Annotated in this window: 15 protein-coding genes and 1 other RNA gene; 6 read left to right on the plus strand and 10 right to left on the minus strand. The window is 74.8% G+C overall.

Annotated features, from left to right (window positions below):
• Positions 1–96: 96 nt before the first annotated feature.
• Positions 97–496: RNase P RNA component class A (gene rnpB, locus ACZ4VL_RS33560), an RNA gene on the minus strand.
• A gap of 76 nt (positions 497–572) precedes the next feature.
• Between rnpB and ACZ4VL_RS33565 the strand changes: the two genes are divergently transcribed.
• Both ACZ4VL_RS33565 and ACZ4VL_RS33570 read left to right on the plus strand, forming a co-directional pair.
• Positions 573–1,313, plus strand: a complete 741-nt coding sequence (locus ACZ4VL_RS33565) for a MerR family transcriptional regulator (RefSeq protein WP_468207731.1) — start codon at positions 573–575, stop codon at positions 1,311–1,313.
• Positions 1,310–2,158 carry a hypothetical protein gene (locus tag ACZ4VL_RS33570; RefSeq protein ID WP_468207734.1) on the plus strand — a complete coding sequence of 283 codons (849 nt, stop codon included), beginning with the start codon at positions 1,310–1,312 and terminating at the stop codon, positions 2,156–2,158. Before ACZ4VL_RS33565 ends, ACZ4VL_RS33570 begins: the two co-directional genes overlap by 4 nt.
• Here the strand turns inward: ACZ4VL_RS33570 and ACZ4VL_RS33575 are convergent.
• Entirely contained in the window at positions 2,145–3,599 is a 1,455-nt protein-coding gene (locus ACZ4VL_RS33575) for an RNB domain-containing ribonuclease (RefSeq protein WP_468207737.1), read from the minus strand. The genes ACZ4VL_RS33570 and ACZ4VL_RS33575 overlap by 14 nt on opposite strands.
• 118 nt (positions 3,600–3,717) lie before the next feature.
• On the opposite strand from ACZ4VL_RS33575, the gene yaaA reads away from it, so the two are divergent.
• Positions 3,718–4,518 (plus strand): peroxide stress protein YaaA, encoded by an 801-nt coding sequence (yaaA, locus tag ACZ4VL_RS33580; RefSeq protein ID WP_468207739.1) that lies wholly within the window; start codon positions 3,718–3,720, stop codon positions 4,516–4,518.
• A gap of 171 nt (positions 4,519–4,689) precedes the next feature.
• Here the strand turns inward: yaaA and ACZ4VL_RS33585 are convergent, their stop codons facing one another.
• The 3 genes from ACZ4VL_RS33585 to ACZ4VL_RS33595 are packed head-to-tail and all read right to left on the minus strand — an operon-like array spanning position 4,690 to position 7,594.
• A complete protein-coding gene (locus ACZ4VL_RS33585) occupies positions 4,690–5,997 on the minus strand; it encodes a bifunctional RNase H/acid phosphatase (protein WP_468207741.1) in 1,308 nt (435 codons plus the stop codon).
• Positions 5,997–6,740 (minus strand): zinc ribbon domain-containing protein, encoded by a 744-nt coding sequence (locus tag ACZ4VL_RS33590; protein ID WP_468207797.1) that lies wholly within the window; start codon positions 6,738–6,740, stop codon positions 5,997–5,999. The genes ACZ4VL_RS33585 and ACZ4VL_RS33590 overlap by 1 nt, the downstream gene beginning before the upstream one ends.
• Positions 6,737–7,594 (minus strand): Nif3-like dinuclear metal center hexameric protein, encoded by an 858-nt coding sequence (locus tag ACZ4VL_RS33595; RefSeq protein ID WP_468207744.1) that lies wholly within the window; start codon positions 7,592–7,594, stop codon positions 6,737–6,739. The genes ACZ4VL_RS33590 and ACZ4VL_RS33595 overlap by 4 nt, the downstream gene beginning before the upstream one ends.
• A gap of 232 nt (positions 7,595–7,826) precedes the next feature.
• Between ACZ4VL_RS33595 and ACZ4VL_RS33600 the strand changes: the two genes are divergently transcribed.
• A complete protein-coding gene (locus ACZ4VL_RS33600) occupies positions 7,827–8,957 on the plus strand; it encodes a hypothetical protein (protein WP_468207747.1) in 1,131 nt (376 codons plus the stop codon).
• A 53-nt stretch (positions 8,958–9,010) separates the two neighbouring features.
• Here the strand turns inward: ACZ4VL_RS33600 and ACZ4VL_RS33605 are convergent, their stop codons facing one another.
• The 3 genes from ACZ4VL_RS33605 to ACZ4VL_RS33615 all read right to left on the minus strand — a co-directional run bounded on the left by ACZ4VL_RS33605 (position 9,011) and on the right by ACZ4VL_RS33615 (position 12,008).
• Positions 9,011–9,952 carry a 3-oxoacyl-ACP reductase gene (locus tag ACZ4VL_RS33605; RefSeq protein WP_468207749.1) on the minus strand — a complete coding sequence of 314 codons (942 nt, stop codon included), beginning with the start codon at positions 9,950–9,952 and terminating at the stop codon, positions 9,011–9,013.
• Positions 9,953–9,966: 14 nt separating this feature from the next.
• Positions 9,967–11,046 (minus strand): Zn-dependent alcohol dehydrogenase, encoded by a 1,080-nt coding sequence (locus tag ACZ4VL_RS33610; protein ID WP_468207752.1) that lies wholly within the window; start codon positions 11,044–11,046, stop codon positions 9,967–9,969.
• Between the two features lie 107 nt (positions 11,047–11,153).
• Positions 11,154–12,008 carry a MaoC/PaaZ C-terminal domain-containing protein gene (locus ACZ4VL_RS33615; RefSeq protein ID WP_468207755.1) on the minus strand — a complete coding sequence of 285 codons (855 nt, stop codon included), beginning with the start codon at positions 12,006–12,008 and terminating at the stop codon, positions 11,154–11,156.
• Positions 12,009–12,287: 279 nt separating this feature from the next.
• Here ACZ4VL_RS33615 and ACZ4VL_RS33620 point away from each other — a divergent pair, with 279 nt between their 5' ends.
• Positions 12,288–12,650, plus strand: a complete 363-nt coding sequence (locus ACZ4VL_RS33620) for a response regulator (RefSeq protein WP_452960344.1) — start codon at positions 12,288–12,290, stop codon at positions 12,648–12,650.
• A gap of 106 nt (positions 12,651–12,756) precedes the next feature.
• On the opposite strand, the gene ACZ4VL_RS33625 is transcribed toward ACZ4VL_RS33620, so the two are convergent.
• Together ACZ4VL_RS33625 and ACZ4VL_RS33630 are read right to left on the minus strand one after the other, a co-directional pair.
• The gene (locus ACZ4VL_RS33625) at positions 12,757–13,950 is read right to left on the minus strand and encodes a thiolase C-terminal domain-containing protein (RefSeq protein ID WP_468207758.1); all 1,194 of its coding nucleotides are present in this window, start codon (positions 13,948–13,950) and stop codon (positions 12,757–12,759) included.
• Between the two features lie 55 nt (positions 13,951–14,005).
• Positions 14,006–16,234, minus strand: coding sequence for an acyl-CoA dehydrogenase family protein (locus ACZ4VL_RS33630; RefSeq protein ID WP_468207761.1), 2,229 nt, complete (start codon positions 16,232–16,234; stop codon positions 14,006–14,008).
• A 256-nt stretch (positions 16,235–16,490) separates the two neighbouring features.
• Between ACZ4VL_RS33630 and ACZ4VL_RS33635 the strand changes: the two genes are divergently transcribed.
• Complete coding sequence (locus ACZ4VL_RS33635; protein ID WP_468207799.1) at positions 16,491–17,570, plus strand: polyprenyl synthetase family protein; 1,080 nt, start codon at positions 16,491–16,493, stop codon at positions 17,568–17,570.
• Positions 17,571–17,584: the final 14 nt, after the last annotated feature.

Below are 17,584 nucleotides of genomic sequence, written 5' to 3' on the forward strand. Positions count from 1 at the left end.
CCTCCCCCCCCCCCCCCCCCCCCTCCCCCCCCCCCCCCCCCCCCCCTCCCCCCCCCCCCCCCCCCCCCCCCCCCCCCCCCGACCCGTATCAGGTGCAGAACGACGCCGGCTGTACGCCGGGTTCTGTCACCCGGCGACCTCGCGATCGCCGGGGAGACGGCCATCCATCTAGGACCGGTGTTGCCACCGGCCTCGTGCGGTCTACCCGCGGACTCGGGCGGGCAGCCCTCGATCGTCCGCGCAGAGCCGTCCGGAGACGACTCCTCTTGACCTTGCTCCGAGTGGGGTTTACCTAGCCGCCTGGGTCACCCCAGGCGCTGGTGGTCTCTTACACCACCGTTTCACCCTTACCGGGAGCCGAAGCCCCCGGCGGTCTGTTTTCTGTGGCACTGTCCCGCGGGTCACCCCGGGTGGGCGTTACCCACCACCCTGCCCTGTGGAGCCCGGACGTTCCTCGGCGGGGCCGGAGCCCCGACGCGGCCGTCCGCCGGCGTTGTTCTGCGAACGACCATGCTACCCGCCGTCGCGGCGGCGCTTGACCTTGCCGCAGCGGCAGGGTTTCTACTGGCCGCATGAGGATCGGAGAGATCGCCGCACTCGTCGGGGTCACCACCCGCGCGATCCGGCACTACCACCACGTCGGACTGCTCCCGGAACCGGAGCGCCGACCCAACGGATACCGGGTGTACAGCGTCCGCGACGCCGTGCTGCTCGCCCGCGTCCGCCGGCTCACCGAGCTCGGCCTCGGCCTGGACGAGGTCCGCGACGTCCTCGCGGATGACGCCGGGCGCGACCTGCAGGAGGTACTGGAGGAGCTCGACGCCGACCTGGCCCGGCAGGAGACCGCCGTCCGGGAGCGCCGGCTCCGGCTCGCCGCACTGCGCGCCGCACCGCCCGGCGCGACCGAGCCCGTCTCCCCGGCCCTCGCCGAGCTGCTCGCCCGGGCCCCCGAGACCGGGTCGGCGTCCGCCGCCCTCGACCGCGAGCACCTGACCCTGCTCGACACGGCCGGCGCCGGCGGCGCCGAACTGTACGCCGCGCTCGGCCCGCTGGCCGCCGACCCGGCCGTCCTCGACCTGTACCGACGCCTCGACGACCTCGCCGACGCGCCCGTCGACGACCCGCGGATCGCCCCGCTCGCCGCCGACCTGGTCGCCGCCGTCCCCGACGAGGTGTTCGACGCGATCCCGAGGAGCGGCGGACCGGTCCTCGCGCCGGGCTTCACCGATGCGCTGCTCGCGGAGTACGCCCCCGCCCAGGCAGCCGTCGTCCGGCTCGTGATGGAAGCGTTCACGCAGAGGGGACGGGCATGAGGCGGATACGCGCGGCACGGATCGCGGCCGGCGCGGTGGTACCCGGCGAACTGCTGCTGGTGCTGGTCCTCGCCGCCGGGGTGCGGCCGCCCGGCTGGGTGACCGGCACGGCCGAGGCGCTCGTCGCCGCCGTGCTGCTGTTCGAGGCGTGGGTGCTGCGCTCGCTGTACGCCGCCGAGCGGGCCCGCGGCGCCCGCCCCGGCGACGCCGCGCGGGCCGCCGTACGGGCCGCGGTGCCCGCCGCCGCACGCCGGCTGCTGCTCCACGAGCTGCGGGCCACGGCCTCGCTCGTACGGTGGGCGCTGCGCCGCCCGCCGCACGGCGTGGCGGCCGGGGACCTCGCCGCCCGCTACACCGGGCCCCAGACCGCCATGATGTACGGCTTCCTGTTCGTGTCGGTCGTCGAGACCGTCGCGCTGGCGCTCGTCATCCCGTGGCCGGCCGTGCACCGCGTGGTCCTCGTCCTCGACGTCTACGGGGTGCTGCTGCTGCTCGCCCTGCACGCCGCCTGCGTGACCCGGCCGCACGTCGTCCACGGCGACGGCACCCTGCGGATCCGCTACGGCGCCCTGTTCGACCTGGTCGTCCCGCCCGACGCGGTGGCCGCGGTCCGGGTCGACCGCCGCTACCCGGAAGGACGGCTGGTCACCCTCTCCGAGGACGGGGTGCTGGACCTGATCGTCGGCAGCCAGACCACCGTGACCCTGGAACTGACCCGCCCCCTCGCGTTCACCCGGCCGCTCGGCGCCCGCGCGCACGCCCGTACCGTCCGCTTCCACGCCGACGACCCGGCAGCGGTCGTCGCCGCGGTGCGCGGCGGCCGGGAACCCGCTAGGGCAGGCTGAACAGGATCTTGTGCCGGCCGGAGAACGAAGGGTCGGCCCGCTTCAGGGTGACCCGGACGCTCGACCCCAGCACGAGGGCGGAGCCCGCCGTGACCCTGCCGATCACGGCGGGCTCCGCCATGTGCACCGTGCCCTCGTTCGGCTTCGACGGCTTCTCCTCCACGTCGGTGTTGACGACCGTGGCGTCGAAGACCTCGCCCACCCGGTTCATCAGCACCGCGGCCTCCGCCAGGTCCACGGAGCGTCGGCCCACCACGTTCCCCTGCCCCCGCGCCATGTCGCACGGCAGGCCGTACAGGGCCGCGAGCACCCAGGACGGCGGGTCCTGGCCGGCGCAGGCGGCCACGCACAACTCGCCGGCGTACCGGTCGACGAGGCGCCGCAGCGGGGCCGTGCAGTGCGTGTACGGCGCCGCGATCGCCGCATGGAGCGTGAGCTCCGGGACCCGGTGGTCGCGGAACGGCGTGTAGACCGACTTCTCCAGCAGGCCGGTGGCCTCGTTGAGGAAGGCCGCGTGCTTCTGGTCCTGCGGATCGAGGCGGCGGATCAGCTCCGCGTACGAGACGTGGTGCGGCCAGTCGATGCCCAGGTCCTGGGCGATCAGGCGCAACCGCGTGACCTCGTGGTTCGGGGCCGGCGGCTGGGTCCGCAGGATGCCGGTCCCGCTGTCCAGCATGATCCGGGCCGCGGCCATGCCCGTCATGAGGGAGATCTGCTCGTTCCAGCCGTCCACCGGCAGCTGCGCCCGGTAGTCCAGCCGGAACGACCCGTCCTCAAGGGTGACCTCCTGGTCCGGCAGGGACAGCGAGATGCCGCCCCGCGCGACCTCCACGGCCTCCCGCAGGCCGCCGATGTCGCGCAGCAGGGCCACCGGCTCCTCGGCCGTGCCCGCGTCGATGGCCTGCTGGACGCCCGCGTAGTCGAGCCTGGCCCGGCTGCGGACCAGGGCCCGGCGCACGTGCGCGTGCGTGACCTCACCGTGCGCGTCGAGGTCGTGCTGCCACAGCAGGGCCGGAACGGTCCGGTCCGGCAGCAGGCTGGCCGCGCCCTCGGAGATCACCGGAGGGTGCAGGGGCACCTTGCCGTCGGGGAAGTACAGCGTCTCCACCCGCTCGTGCGCCTCGGCGTCCAGCGCATCGCCGGGCGCGACGAAGGCCGCCACGTCCGCGATGGCGTAGTGCACGCGGAAGCCGCCGCCCGGCCGCCGCTCCAGGTACATGGCCTGGTCGAGGTCCTTCGAACCCGGCGGATCGATCGTGAAGAACGGCAGGTCGGTGGCGTCCTCATCGGGCAGCCGGGGCGCGGCCGCAGCGGCCTCCGCCGCCGCGAGCACGGGCGCGGGGAACTCCGTACGGACCTCCAGCTCCGCCCGGAGCTGCTGCAGGGCCGTGCGCAGGGCGGCCTCGGCCGCGTCGGACAGGTGCATCAGGCGGCGTGGCATGCCCCGAGCGTAGGGCGGCCGGTGCGCCCCGGCGCGGTGAAACGGTCCGTTCGGGAGGGCCTAGGCTGGCTTGTCGGGGCCGCACCCCCGCGCTCGTACGTGAAGAAGGAGAACCGCCGTGCTCGTGCTGCTGCCGCCGTCCGAGGGAAAGGCCGCCGGAGGCTCCGGCGCGCCCCTGGACGCGGGGACGCTGTCGCTGCCCGGACTGGCCGTTGCGCGGGCGGCCGTACTGGAGGAACTCGTCGAGCTGTGCTCCGCGGACGAGGACAAGGCCCGCGAGGTGCTCGGGCTGAGCGAGGGGCTGCGGGGCGAGGTCGCGAAGAACGCCGGCCTGCGCACCGCCGCCGCCCGACCCGCGGGCGAGGTGTACACCGGAGTGCTGTACGACGCGCTGGGACTCGGGGACCTGCCGGCCGGGGCACGGGCCCTGGCCGAGCGGTCGCTGCTGGTGTTCTCCGGGCTGTGGGGCGCCGTCCGCGTCACGGACGCCATCCCCTCCTACCGCTGCTCGATGGGCGTGAAACTGCCCGGGCTGGGCGCGCTCGGCGCGCACTGGCGGACGCCGATGGCGGAGGTCATGCCCGAAGCCGCCGGGGACGGCCTGGTCCTCGACCTGCGGTCGGCGGCGTACGCGACGGCCTGGAAGCCGAAGGGCGAGACGGCGGGGCGCACGGCGACCGTGCGGGTGCTGCACGCGCAGGTGGTGGACGGGGTCGAGAAGCGGTCCGTGGTGAGCCACTTCAACAAGGCGACGAAGGGGCGGCTGGTGCGGGACCTGCTGGTCGCGGGGGCCGTCCCCGCGGACCCGGCGGAGCTGGTCGCGGCCCTGCGGGACCTGGGTTACGCGGTGGAGGCGCAGGCCCCGGCGAAGCCCGGCAGGCCGTGGTCCCTCGACGTGATCGTCACCCAGATCCACTGACCCCCCGCAGATCCAGCCCGCGCGGCGTTCGAGCGCACCGGGCGCGAAGCGCCCGGAACGGGGCCCGGGGCCGGAGGCGCCGGTTTCGGGAAGGGGCGGGGTGGGGGGCCGGCTCCGCGCAACGGCACCCGCACCCGCACCCGCACGGGCACCCGCAGGCCAGCGCCCCGCCTAGCGGAGGTGGGACGTGTCGTTGAGGAGGCGGAGCGAGGCGTTGCCGTCGGCGTAGTACGCGACCGCCGTCAGCGAGGCCGCGGAGAGCTCCATCCGGAACAGGGACTCCGGCGGGGCCCCGAGGGCCAGCCGAACAAGGATCTTCACCGGGGTCACATGCGTGACCAGCAGTACCGTACGCCCTGCGTGCGCCGCCAGCAGCCGGTCCCGGGTGGCCGAGATCCGGCGGGTGGCGGCCGCGAAGCTCTCGCCGCCGCCGGTGGGGGCGGCCTTCGGGGAGTCCAGCCAGGCCTGGAGGTCCTCCGGGAACCGCTCCTGCACCTCGGCGAAGGTCAGGCCCTCCCACGCGCCGAAGTCCACCTCGCGCAGGCCCTGTTCGACGGTCACGCCGAGGCCGAGGCGGTCGGCCACGGCCTGGGCGGTCTCGCGGCAGCGCCGCAGCGGGGAGCTGATGACGGTCTGGATGGTGCCGCGGGCGGCCAGCGCCTCGGCCACGGCGTGGGCCTGGCGTCGCCCGGCCGGGGAGAGTTCGGGGTCGCTGCCGCCGCTACCGGAGAACCGCTTCTGCGGGGTGAGGGCGGTTTCGCCGTGCCGGAGCAGGACGAACGTGGCCGGCGGCCCCATGTCCGGGCCCCAACCCTGGGTCCCGCCCTTCGAGGGCTCGGCGGCAGCGGGTTGCACCACGGGTGCCTCAGGTGCCTCAGGTGCCTCAGGTGCCTCAGGTGCCAACGGCGCCACGACCGCCGACGGGGTCGTCGTCGCGAGGGCCGCACGGACCGCGGCGGCACCGGCTACCGCGTCCCCGGGCGGCCCGGACGGCGGCGGCGGGGTGGCCAGGGCGCGGGCGGCGGAGGTGTCCAGGGCGGCCGTGGAGGCCGACGGCTCCCACTGCCGGCCCTGCCGACCGGCGTCCATCGCCTCGTTGGCGAGCCGGTCCGCGTGCTTGTTCTGCTCGCGCGGGATCCACTCGTACGAGATCTGCGCGCGGGGCAGGATCCGGGCCGCCTCCGCCGCGAGCGGCTTCATGTCGGGGTGCTTGATCTTCCAGCGGCCCGACATCTGCTCGACGACGAGCTTGGAGTCCATCCGGACCTCGACCTGCGCGTCGGGGTCGAGCTCGCGGGCGGCCGTGAGGCCGGCGATGAGTCCCTTGTACTCGGCCACGTTGTTCGTGGCGATGCCGATGTACTCGGCGCGTTCCGCCAGCGTCTCGCCCGTCGCCGGGTCGAGGACGACCGCGCCGTAGCCGGCGGGCCCCGGGTTGCCCCGGGAACCGCCGTCCGCCTCCACGACCAGCCGCGGCATCAGATGCCCGAGTCCGCCGTACGGACCAGGATGCGGCCGCAGGAGTCGTGCCGGACCACCTGGTCGGCGGCGGCGGCCTTGATCTCGTTGATCTCGGACATGTCGAGCTCCAGGCGGCAGCCCTCGCAGCGGCGCTGGTAGAGGCGGGCCGCGCCGACGCCGCCCTGCTTCAGGCGGATCTTCTCGTACAGGGCCATCAGGTCGGCCGGGATGGACGCGACGACGACCTCGCGGTCCTTGGTGGCCTTCGCGGCTTCGGCGTCGAGCTCGCCGGTGGCGGCGTCGCGGCGGGCGGTGGCGTCGGCCAGCTTGGCTTCGAGGGCGGAGACGCGCTCGGTGTTCTCGGTGACCCGCTCCTGGGCGGCCTCCAGACGCTCCATCACCTCGAGGACGACGTCCTCCAGGTCGGCCTGGCGCTTGGCGAGGGAGACGACCTCGCTCTGCAGGTTCGACAGGTCGCGGGCCGACATGCCGACGCCGGAGTCCAGCCGCTGCTGGTCGCGGGCCGCGCGCTGGCGGACCTGGTCGACGTCCTGCTCCGCCTTGGTCTGCTCGCGGGCGGCGTCGCTCGCCTGCGTCTGCGCCGCCACGAGCAGGTCGCGCTGCTGACTCAGGTCCTTGGTCAGGGAGTCGACCTCGGCGTGCTCGGGCAGCGAGGCGCGCTTGTGGGCGAGCTGGGACAGCCGCAGGTCCAGCGCCTGGACGTCGAGGAGTCGGATCTGGTCGGCGGGCTCGGCGTTCAGTTGGGGGCTCCAGGGGTAGTCGGGGAGTCGGCGGACGGCGCGTGCGCCGTCCAGGGGTCGGTGACGGTGCGCGAGACGTGGGTGCGCAGGCCCCAGCCGTGGCGCTCCGAGACGGCGTCGAGCTGGGCCGCGGCCTGCTCGCACCAGGGCCACTCGGTGGCCCAGTGGGCGGCGTCGACGAGGGCGAGCGGGCTCTGCTCGCGGGCCTCGGAGGCCGGGTGGTGGCGCAGGTCGGCGGTGACGAAGGCGTCCACGCCGGCCTCCCGGACCTGCGCGAACAGGCTGTCGCCGGAGCCGCCGGAGACGGCGACCCGACGGATCGTCATGTCCGGGTCGCCGGCGACGCGGATGCCCTGGGCGGTCCGCGGCAGCCGGGCGGCGGCGCGGGCGGCGAACTCGCGCAGCGTCTCGGGGTGGTCCAGTTCGCAGATCCGGCCGAGGCCGCGGCGGCCCTCGGGGTCGGTCGGGTCCGGCACGAGCGGGCCGGTGATGCGCAGGTCGAGGGCGCCGGCGAGGGCGTCGGAGACGCCCGGGTCGGCGGTGTCGGCGTTGGTGTGCGCGACGTGCAGCGCGATGTCGTTCTTGATGAGGGCGTGCACGGCGCGGCCCTTGAAGGTGCCGGCCGACACCGTGGTGGTGCCGCGCAGGTAGAGGGGGTGGTGGGTGACGAGCAGGTCGGCGCCCAGCTTCACCGCCTCGTCGACGACCTCCTGCACGGGGTCGACGGCGAACAGGACCCGGGTGACCTCGGCATCGGGGTCGCCGCAGACGGTTCCGACCGCGTCCCACTGCTCGGCCCGCGAGGGGGGCCAGAGAGCGTCCAGCGCGGCGATGACTTCAGAGAGACGTGGCACAGGCCAAGGCTACCGTCCGTGCGGGACGGCGGGAGTCCGCCCGGCCCGCCCCCGCCCGCACCCCGGCACCGCCGCGCCGCGCGGGAACGCGCACGGCCGCGCGCACAGGCACACGCTCCCCTTCCACCACCGCAGAACCGCCGGGTGGCCACCCGTACGTGTGAAGCACCGGGGGTCGCATTGTCCGCCCGGAAACGCGAAAACTAGCTTCCTCACCGGAGGTGACGCACGGATGACTGTCTGTGCCATCGAGATCACTACGGCTGCCCCTTTCACCATCGCCGCCGACGGGTCGTACGCTGCCCGGCTGGCCGGCGCCGGCGAGGCCCGCTACCCGGAGCGCTGGACCCTCGCGGGCCCCGAGCCGTACGCGGTGCCGCTGCCGCTGGCCCAGCCCGAGGAGGCGGACAGCGAGGTCCTGCCGCTGGCCGACGGGCGGGTGCTGATCCACCGCCGGGTCGCGCAGCGGCACGCCTTCGCCCTGCTGTACCCGACCGGCAGCGCCGGGGCCGGCCCGCGGACCGGGGAGCTCCCGCTGGGCTCGGTGGAGCCCCTCGGCGGGGGCGTACGGGTGTCCCTGCTGCCCCCGCCGCCGGACGGGCGGAGCGCCTTCGCCCTGACCGCCTCGGACACGCAGAGCACGGTGTGGCGGGTGGCCGGCGGCCCCTTCGGGCAGGTCGCCAGGATCCCGGGCCGGTGCACGGGCGGCGTCTGGCTGGACCGTGACGGCCTGATGCTGGCCCTGGACCGGGAGCTGGACGGCCTCGTCAAGGCCGTCGTGGTGGACCTGGCCGGGAGCGGGGCGGCCTCCCCGCTGCTGCAGATCACGGAGGGCAGCAACGACCGGTTGCTGCTGGCCGACCCCGACAGCGGGTTGCTGCTGATCCGCTCGGACGCCCCCGGCACGTCCCGCCTGGGCTGGGGCGTCCTGGGCAGCTCCCTGCCCGTCCGGTTCCCGGAGTGCCTGCGCGGCGGGGCCGCGGTCCCGTTCGCGGTCCAGCCGGGCCAGGCCCTGATGCCGGAGACCTGTGCGGTCGCGCTGCGGACGGAGGACGGCGCGCTCGGCCTGTGGCGGCCCGCCGACCGGCGCGTCTTCCGGCTGCCCGCGCCCGTCGGCTGGCTCGGCACCGGGCTGTGGAGCCCCGAGGGGCGGCTGCACCTGCCGTACGCCACCCCCGACGTGCCGTGCGGGATCGCCCGGCTGACGATGCCGCCGGCGCCGCCGGCCCCGGTCCGGCACGAACCGACGCCGGCACCGGTCGCACCCCGCCCGGTGCCGCTCCAGCAGGCACCGCTCCAGCAGGCGCCCGTCCCGCAGGCGCCGCTCGCGCAGGCGCCGCTCGCGCAGCCCGCCCGGGTCTGACCCGGGCGGGGCGGGGGCGGGTGGCGGGCGGCTGGCGGCGGGTTGGGGCCGCGCTAGCCGCGTGCCAGGCCCAGCACCTCGGGCGCGGCGAAGGTCTCGTTCGCCGGGCGCGCCGCGTAGTGCGGGGTGAGGAGGGCGTGCAGCTCCTCGTACGAGAAGGCCTCCTTGGCGGTGTCGAACTTCGCCGCCACCTTGGGGCGCTCCATGACGGCCACCATCCCGCCGTGGACGACGAACAGCTGCCCGTTGACCCCGGCCGCGGCCGGCGAGGCCAGGTAGCCGACGAGCGGGGAGACGTGCTCGGGGGCGAGCGGGTCGAGCCCGCCGTCCTGCGGCTCCCGGAAGCCGGCGAAGACGTCCTGCGTCATGCGGGTCCGGGCCCGCGGGCAGATGGCGTTGGCCGTCACGCCGTACTTCGCCAGGGCCAGGGCGGTCGAGGTGGTCAGGCCGACGATGCCGCCCTTGGCCGCCGCGTAGTTCGGCTGCCCGGCCGAGCCGCCGAGGAAGGCCTCGGAGGAGGTGTTGACGATCCGGCCGTGTACCGGGCCGCCCGCCGCCTTCGACCGTTCGCGCCAGTGCACGGCCGCGAAGTGGGTGGTGTTGAAGTGGCCCTTGAGGTGGACCCGGATCACCGAGTCCCATTCCTCCTCGGACATCGAGAACACCATCCGGTCGCGCAGGATGCCCGCGTTGTTGACGAGGACGTCGAGCTTGCCGAAGCTGCTCACCGCCAGCTCGACGAGTGCGCGCGCCTGCCCGAAGTCGGCGACGTCGCCGGTGTGCGCGACCGCCTGCCCGCCCGCGGCCCGGATCTCCTCGGCGACCTCCTGCGCCGGCCCGGCGGAGGCCTCGCCGGAGCCGTCGCGGCCGGGCTGCCCGAAGTCGTTGACGACCACGCTCGCGCCGAGCCGGGCCAGCTCGACCGCCTCGGCCCGGCCGAGCCCGCGGGCGGCGCCGGTGACGATGGCGGACAGTCCCTCCAGTGGGAGCGTCATGTGCGGGGTTCCTCTCAGATGTCGATGCAGGTGCGCAGGGCGACCCCGGTGCGCATCTGGTCCAGGGCGTCGTTGATCTCGCCGAGCTGCACCCGGTGCGTGATCAGGCCCGCCAGGTCCACCCGTCCGGCCCGCCACAGGGCGATGGTCCGCTCGTACGACCGCAGCACGTCCCCGCCCCCGTACATGGACGGCAGGATCTTCTTCTCGTCGAAGAACAGCGAGAACATGTTGATCGAGTAGTCGTCGTCGAGGGCGCCGGCGCCGACCACGACGACCGAGCCGCCGCGCCGGGTCATCTCGTACGCGGTCCGCACGGTGGCCGACTTGCCGACGACCTCGAAGACGTGGTCGAAGCCCTCGCCGGCCGTGATCCGGTTCCGGGCGTCGGCGAAGGCCTCGGGCGCGACCGCCTCCGTCGCCCCGAAGCGGAGCGCCGCCTCGCGCCGCGACTCCACCGGATCGACGGCGACGATCTGCGCCGCGCCCTGCACCTTGGCCCCCTGGACGACGGAGATGCCGACGCCGCCGCAGCCGATGACCGCGACCGAGGAGCCGGCCTCCACCTTGGCGGTGTTGATGGCCGCGCCGAGCCCGGTGGTCACCCCGCAGCCGATCAGGGCGGCGATGTCGTACGGCAGGTCGTCGGGGATCTTGACGGCGCAGGCGGCCGGGACGACCATCTCCTCGGCGAAGGTGCCGGTACCGGCGAAGCCGAAGACGTCCCCGCCGCCCGCGCGGCGGAAGTTCGGGGTGGCGACGTTCCCGAAGGCCTCCAGGCACAGGTGGCCCTGGCCGCGGCGGCAGGCCGGGCAGTGCCCGCACGGCGGCAGCCAGCAGACCAGGACCCGGTCGCCGACGGCGTGGGTGGTGACGCCGTCGCCGACGTCGACGATCTCGCCGGAGCCCTCGTGGCCGGGGATGAAGGGGGCGGGCTGCGGCAGGACGCCGCTCATCGCGGAGAGGTCGGAGTGGCACAGGCCGGTGGCCCTGATCCGGATCCGGACCTTCCCGGGGCCGAAGCCCGCGGCCTCCATGTCGTCGACGACTTCCAGCTTGTCCTGGCCTATCTCGCTCTGCAGCGCTGCGCGCACGGTGCGGCTCCTTGGCTTCGGGCTTCGCGGGCTTGGGGCTTCGGGGCTTCGGGGCTTCGGGGCTACGGCTTCGCGGGTCGGGGTCGGGGGTCGGGCGTTCCCGGCGGTCAGACGTGCTCGACGACCGTGTCGGCGAGGACCGGCGCGTCGTCCCGGTCCGCGGCGCCCACCTCGACCCGGACCCGGCCCGGCTCCTGCCACATCCGGATCCGCAGGGTCTCCCCGGGGAAGACGATCCCGGCGAAGCGGGTGCGGTAGGCGCGGACCCGGGACACGTCCCCGCCGAGCACGGTGTCGACGACCGCCTTGAGGGTCATCCCGTACGAGCACAGGCCGTGCAGGATGGGCCGGTCGAAGCCGGCCAGCTTGGCGAACTCCGGATCGGCGTGCAGCGGGTTCCAGTCGCCCGAGAGCCGGTACAGCAGCGCCTGCTCCTCGCGGATGCGCCGCTCCTCGACCCGGTCGGGCTCCCGTTCGGGGGTCTCGGAGCGGGCGGAGGGACCGCGGTCGCCGCCGAAGCCGCCCTCGCCGCGGACGAAGATCTGTGCGTCGCTGGTCCACAACGGGCCGTCGGCGTCGGCGACCTCGGAGCGCAGCACGATGACCGCGGCCTTGCCCTTGTCCCAGACGGCGGCGACCTTGCTGCTGGACCGGGCGCGTCCTTCGACCGGGATGGGCCGGTGCAGCTCGATGGAGTGGCCGCCGTGCAGGACGGAGGCGAGGTTCACGTCGATCCCGGGTGCGGCGAGACCGCCCAGCATGGCCATGCCGGCGCCGGCGACGGTCGCGAAGCTGGGGAGGACGTGCAGCCGGGACTCCAGGGTGTAGCGCAGCTCGTCGGGGTCGGTGGCCGGGATCCCGGCCCCGAGGCCGAGGTGGTAGAGCTGGATGTCCTTGTGGTCCCAGGCGATGTCCCCGAGGCGGGGTTCGGCGGCCAGGGCCCTGGCGGCATCGATCGGCATGAGGGTGCTGCTCCCTTGTCCGTGGAAGACCTCGGTGCGGTCGTCCGCACCGTCGGCCGCACCGAGGTCGTGTGCGGGCCGGTCCGGAACGCTCCGTGAGGCGTCGGGGCCACTGCCCCCGGCCGCCCGTTCTAGAACGCGTTCCAGAAACCGGTGAGGGAATGTATAACGCACGCCCCAGCACTTGTGAAGGCTCCTGACATCGCGTCAGATTCCTTCGGGTGAAGCGTCCTGCCCGACGTCCGGCCACCCGTCGCCTACCCTGACCGGGTGGACGAAATGCCCCGATCGCACCGCCCGTCCCGCTCCCTGCGGGTCCTGCTCTGGCCGCCCGACCCGGCCCTGGCGGTCCTCCTGGGGCTCCAACCGGACATCGAGGTGGTGTCCTCCCCGCTGGAACGCCCGGCGGTGGCCGTGGTGGACGACGTCCCGGCGGTGGCCGAGGTGATGGCGGACGACCCGGAGTGCCGCGTCCTGGTCACCACCGGCTCCGCCCACCCCGGACTGCTGGACGCGGTCCTCGCCTCCGGCGCCTCGGGCCTGGTCCTGCGCGACGGCCCGCCGGACGACCTGGCGGAGGCGATCCGCCGGGCGGCGCAGGGCGAGACCGTGGTGGACCCGGCCCTGCGCACCGGCTCCTGAGCGGGCACGGGAAGACCGGCGGGGTGCCGCGCCCGTCAGGGGCGCCCGGAACTGCGCGACCGGCCACGGACGGCCCGCAGGTCCTGCACCGCACACCCCGCGGCGCTCAGGTGTCGCGGCGCAGGAGCGTCACCACCACCGCCCCGCCCAGGCCGATGTTGTGGGCGAGGCCCACCCGCGCCCCGCCGACCTGCCGCGCGCCGGCCTCGCCGCGCAGCTGCCACACCAGTTCCGCGGCCTGCGCGAGACCCGTGGCGCCCAGCGGGTGCCCCTTGGAGATCAGACCGCCGGACGGGTTGACCACCCACCGGCCGCCGTACGTCGTCGCCCCGGACTCGACGAGCCGCCCGGAGTCGCCGTCCGCGCACATGCCGAGCGCCTCGTACGTCAGGAGCTCGTTCACGGAGAAGCAGTCGTGCAGCTCGATCACGTCGACGTCCTCGATGCCGAGGCCGGAGGCCGCGTACGCCTGCCGGGCCGCGGCCGTGCTCATCGGCTTGCCGACGACATCGATGCAGGATCCGGAGCCGAAGGACTCGGGGGTGTCCGTCGCCATGGCCTGGCCGGCGATCTCCACCGCCCTGGCGTGCAGCCCGTGGCGGACGAGGAACCGCTCGGAGACGACCACCGCCGCCGCGGCCCCGTCCGAGGTCGGCGAGCACTGCAGCCGGGTCAGCGGCGGGTGGATCGGCTTCGCGGCGAGGACCTCCTCGACCGTGTACGCGTCCTGGAACTGGGCGTTCGGGTTGTTCACGGAGTGCCGGTGGTTCTTCGCCCCGACCGCCGCGAGCTGCGCGGGCGTCGTCCCGTACCGCTCCATGTGCTCGCGGGCGGCGTTGCCGAAGATCTGGGCGGTGGGCGGCGACACGGCGAAGCCGTGCCGGGCGGCCATGATCCCGTAGTGGCGGGCGACCGGCGAGGTGGCGAAGTCGCCGCCGTCGGCGCCGCCGCCGAGGGCGCCCTTCTTCATCTTCTCGAAGCCGAGCGCGAGCACGCAGTCGGCGAGGCCGCCGGCCACGAACTGCCGGGCCATCATCAGCGCGGTGGCCCCCGTCGCGCAGTTGTTGTTCACGTTGTAGACCGGGACGCCGGTCAGCCCGAGCCCGTACGCGGCCCGCTGGCCGGCCGTCGAGGCCTGGAAGCAGTAGCCCACCGGCACCTGCTCGACCTGTTCGTAGCCGATGCCCGCGTCCGCGAGCGCCGCCGCGCCCGCCTCCTTCGCCATGTCCCAGTACTGCCAGTCCCGGGACTCCGGCTTCTCGAACCGCGTCATGCCGACGCCCACGACGTACGACTTCATGCCCCTCAGCTCCTTCGAGTCCGTTCGGATCCGTCCGCGCGTCCGTCCGTGTCGTTCAGTCCCTGGGCAGGCCGAGGATCCGCTCGGCGACGACGTTGAGCTGGACCTGGGTGGTGCCGCCGGCGATGGTCAGGCAGCGGGACATCAGCAGCTCGTGCACCGCCCGCTCCCCCGCGCCCTCCCGTACCGCGCCCGCCGGGCCCAGCAGTTCGAGGGCGAGCTCCGCGGTCCGCTGCTGGTGCGGGGTCTGCACGAGCTTGCGCACGGACGCGCCCGCGCCCGGCTCCAGCCCGGACACCTGCTGGAGCGTGGTGCGCAGCCCCATGCAGGCGAGGGCGTGGGCCTCGGCCGCGAGGGCACCGATGCGGGCGCGGTGGGCCTCGCCGAGTCCGGCGGCCCGGTCGAGGAGGGCCTCGACGCCGGAGGCGAAGGCCAGTTGGTCGGCCATGTGGACGCGTTCGTTGCCGAGGGTGTTGCGGGCGACCTTCCAGCCGTCGCCGGCGGCCCCGACCAGGGCGTCCGCGGGCAGGACGGCATCGTCGAACCAGACCTCGTTGAAGAGGGACTCGCCGGTGATCTCCCGCAGCGGGCGCACGTCGATGCCGGGGGTGCGGCGCATGTCGACGACGAAGTAGCCGAGCCCCCGGTGCTTGGGCGCGTCCGGGTCCGTGCGGGCCAGCAGGATCCCGAAGTCGGCGGTGTGCGCGGAACTCGTCCACACCTTCTGTCCGTTGATCCGCCAGGAGCCGTCCTCCTCCGACCGCTCGGCCCTGGTCCGCAGCCCGGCCAGGTCCGAGCCCGCGCCCGGTTCGGAGAAGAGCTGGCACCAGGCGGTGTCCCCGCGCAGCGTCGGCAGGAGGTAGCGCTCCTGCTGCTCGGGGGTCCCGTAGGCGAGCAGCGAGGGCACCACCCAGGTGGCGATCCCGAGGTCGGCGAGCCGCACCCCGGCCCGGGCCAGCTCCTGTTGGACGACGAGCTGCTCGACCGGTCCGGCACCGAGTCCGTACGGGGGCGGCAGGTGCGGGGCCGCGTAGCCGGTGGGCGCCAGGGTCCGGCGGGCCGCGGCCGGGTCCTGGCCGCGCGCGGCCTCGGCGGCGCGGCGGGCGGCGGGCCGGTACGCCTCGGCCTGCTCCGGCAGCTCCAGCCTGAGCTCGCGCCGGACCCCCGCGGACGCCAGCCGCACGGCCCGCAGCCGGTGCTCGTCGCCGGGGCCGAGGAGCTGCCGGGCGGCGAGGGCCCTCCGCAGGTGGACGTGCGCGTCGTGCTCCCAGGTGAAGCCGATCCCGCCGAGCACCTGGATGCAGTCCTTTGCGCACGAGTACGCGGCGTCCAGCGCGGTCCCGGCGGCGAGCGCGGCCGTGAGGGAGCGCGGCCCGGCGGGCCCGTCCGCGGCCCGGGCCGCGTCCCAGGCCAGGGCCCGGGCCTGCTCCAGGCGGACCAGCATGTCGGCGCACAGGTGCTTGACCGCCTGGAACCGTCCGATGGGCCGGCCGAACTGCACCCTGACCTTGGCGTACGCGGTGGCCGTGTGCAGGGCCCAGGCGGCGGTGCCGCAGGCGTCGGCGGCGAACAGGGCGCAGGCCAGGTCCCGGACCAGGTCCCCGTCCAGGTCGAGGCGGCGGTCGGGCGGTACGGCGACGGCGCGCGCCCGGACCTCGGCGGTGGGCCGGGTCGGGTCGGCGGCGGCGTGCGTACGGATCTCCAGCGCGGCGGCGTCCACGGCGAACCAGGAGATGCCGCCGGGACCCCCGTCGCCGACGGCGGCCGGCGCGCCGGCCTCGGCGGGTGCCGCCACATCGGCGGGTGCCATGGCCTCGGCGGGCGCCGCGGCGAGCAGCACCAGGTCGGCTTCCCCGGCGCCGAGCACGGGCGGCGCGAGCCCGTCGAGCAGGTACCCGCCGCCGGGCGCGGGGGTGGCGGTCAGGGTGCCGGGCCCGAGGGCGACGGCCCCGATCCGGGTGCCGTCGGCGAGCGCGCCCGCGGGTCCGGCCGCTCCGGCCCGCTGGAGCAGGGCGGAGGCCAGGGCGCCGGGCAGGTACGGCCCGGGCAGCGCGGCCCGGCCGGCCTCCTCGACGGCGACGGCCAGGTCGAGGAGGGAGCCGCCGTCGAGGTGGGGTGCGAGCAGCCCGGAGGCGGCGAGCGCGTCCCACCAGGCGGGCCGGACCCCGGTCCGGGGCGGGCTGTCGAGGAGTTTGCGGACCTCCTCGGGCGGCACGGTCCGGGCCGCCCAGCCGCGTACGGCTTCTGCGAGGTCCCGCTGTTCCTGCGTGATGGCGATGCCCATGCGGATCCCTGCCGCCTCTCCACGTCCCCCGGTCGGCGCCGGCCCGGGCGCGGGCGCCCGGCGGTCCCTGATCGCGGGCAGAGTAGAACACGTTTCATTCTGACGGAAGGTCAGATGACAGGGTCGCGCGACGACCGCCAGGAACCGGCCACGTCCGAAAAACGCTCTAGCTGACCTCCGCCCCGAATGATCGAATCTGGGGCGTTCCGCCACCCCCTATAATTCAACTCCAGGACGGAAATCACCCGTGAATTCCATGACGTACGCGGATCTGCACCGCCAGGTATCACTGGACATCGAGGCGGAAATACAGGCCGCCATCGCGGGACTCGTCCCCGCGTCCGACGCGGGTACGACGAAGAGCGCCGCCAAGAGCGCGGTCACCAAACTCCTGCGCCATCAAAAGCTGCGGCATCCGCTCTCCGTGCTCCCGATGCTGGTGCACGGAATCGAAACGGGAAATCCCGCCCCCGCCGTCCCGCTGGCCGCCCTGCACGTGCTGTGGTGGACCTCGGCCTGCTATCTCGACGACCTGGCCGACGCCGACGCCCACCCCCACGCCCGACAGGTCTCCCCACACCCCGTCCCACCCCCGGCCCTCGACCGGAACGAGGCCCTGGTGGCCTCAACCCTCACCGGCACCGTCCTGCCGCTCCGGATCGTCCGGTCGCTGCCGGTGCCGGCGGCCGTGCACGGCCTGCTCACGGCCGAGATCGCAACCGGCTGGGCCGTGGGCGCCGAGGGCCAGCTGGCCGACATGGGCACCGACCCCGCCAGCGCCACCCCCCGCTCGGTCATCACCGGCTACCGCGGGAAATCCGGCGGGCCATTCTCGATGATCACGGCCATGGCCGCGATATTGGCCGGCTCCGACAGCAGGAGAGTGGCGCTCTGGCGCGAGTTCGGCTACGTCTTCGGCATACTCTGGCAAATATTCAACGACCAGGAGGACATCCTCACCGGCCGCAATGAGGACCTCCTCAACGGGACGGCCACCTACCTGCTGACCTGCGCCCTGGAGGATTCCCCCGGCACCGCCGCCCGGGAACGCATCCTCGCCCTGTGCGGCGCCGCCCGGAATTCCGTTCCGGCCCGTACGGAACTCACCCGGACGCTGCTCTCCCCGGCACTGCTCCACCGCTACCGGGCGGACCTCGACGCCTTCCGGGCCGACGCCCATCGCATTCTCGGCGTACTGGGCGGGGACGGCCAGTACCTGCCGGTCCTACGGCATCTCGTGGACCACGCGGCCTCCATGCTGCTCCAGCCGACCCCGGACCGGGAGCCGCATCCGGAGCCCGTTCCGGCCCGCGCGGCCTCGGTACAGCCGGTCTAGCCGCACGCACCGAC

Source organism: Streptomyces sp. NPDC029014, assembly GCF_055564695.1.

Bases quoted from the DNA above. Each gene is read 5' to 3' on its own strand.
- ACZ4VL_RS33585 (WP_468207741.1), bottom strand. From the start codon at position 5,997: ATGCCGCGGCTGGTCGTGGAGGCGGACGGCGGTTCCCGGGGCAACCCG.
- ACZ4VL_RS33605 (WP_468207749.1), bottom strand. From the start codon at position 9,952: ATGACGCTCCCACTGGAGGGACTGTCCGCCATCGTCACCGGCGCCGCC.
- ACZ4VL_RS33625 (WP_468207758.1), bottom strand. From the start codon at position 13,950: ATGAAGTCGTACGTCGTGGGCGTCGGCATGACGCGGTTCGAGAAGCCG.
- ACZ4VL_RS33620 (WP_452960344.1), top strand. From the start codon at position 12,288: ATGCCCCGATCGCACCGCCCGTCCCGCTCCCTGCGGGTCCTGCTCTGG.
- ACZ4VL_RS33565 (WP_468207731.1), top strand. From the start codon at position 573: ATGAGGATCGGAGAGATCGCCGCACTCGTCGGGGTCACCACCCGCGCG.
- ACZ4VL_RS33635 (WP_468207799.1), top strand. From the start codon at position 16,491: ATGACGTACGCGGATCTGCACCGCCAGGTATCACTGGACATCGAGGCG.
- ACZ4VL_RS33630 (WP_468207761.1), bottom strand. From the start codon at position 16,234: ATGGGCATCGCCATCACGCAGGAACAGCGGGACCTCGCAGAAGCCGTA.
- ACZ4VL_RS33575 (WP_468207737.1), bottom strand. From the start codon at position 3,599: ATGCCACGCCGCCTGATGCACCTGTCCGACGCGGCCGAGGCCGCCCTG.
- ACZ4VL_RS33600 (WP_468207747.1), top strand. From the start codon at position 7,827: ATGACTGTCTGTGCCATCGAGATCACTACGGCTGCCCCTTTCACCATC.
- ACZ4VL_RS33615 (WP_468207755.1), bottom strand. From the start codon at position 12,008: ATGCCGATCGATGCCGCCAGGGCCCTGGCCGCCGAACCCCGCCTCGGG.
- ACZ4VL_RS33570 (WP_468207734.1), top strand. From the start codon at position 1,310: ATGAGGCGGATACGCGCGGCACGGATCGCGGCCGGCGCGGTGGTACCC.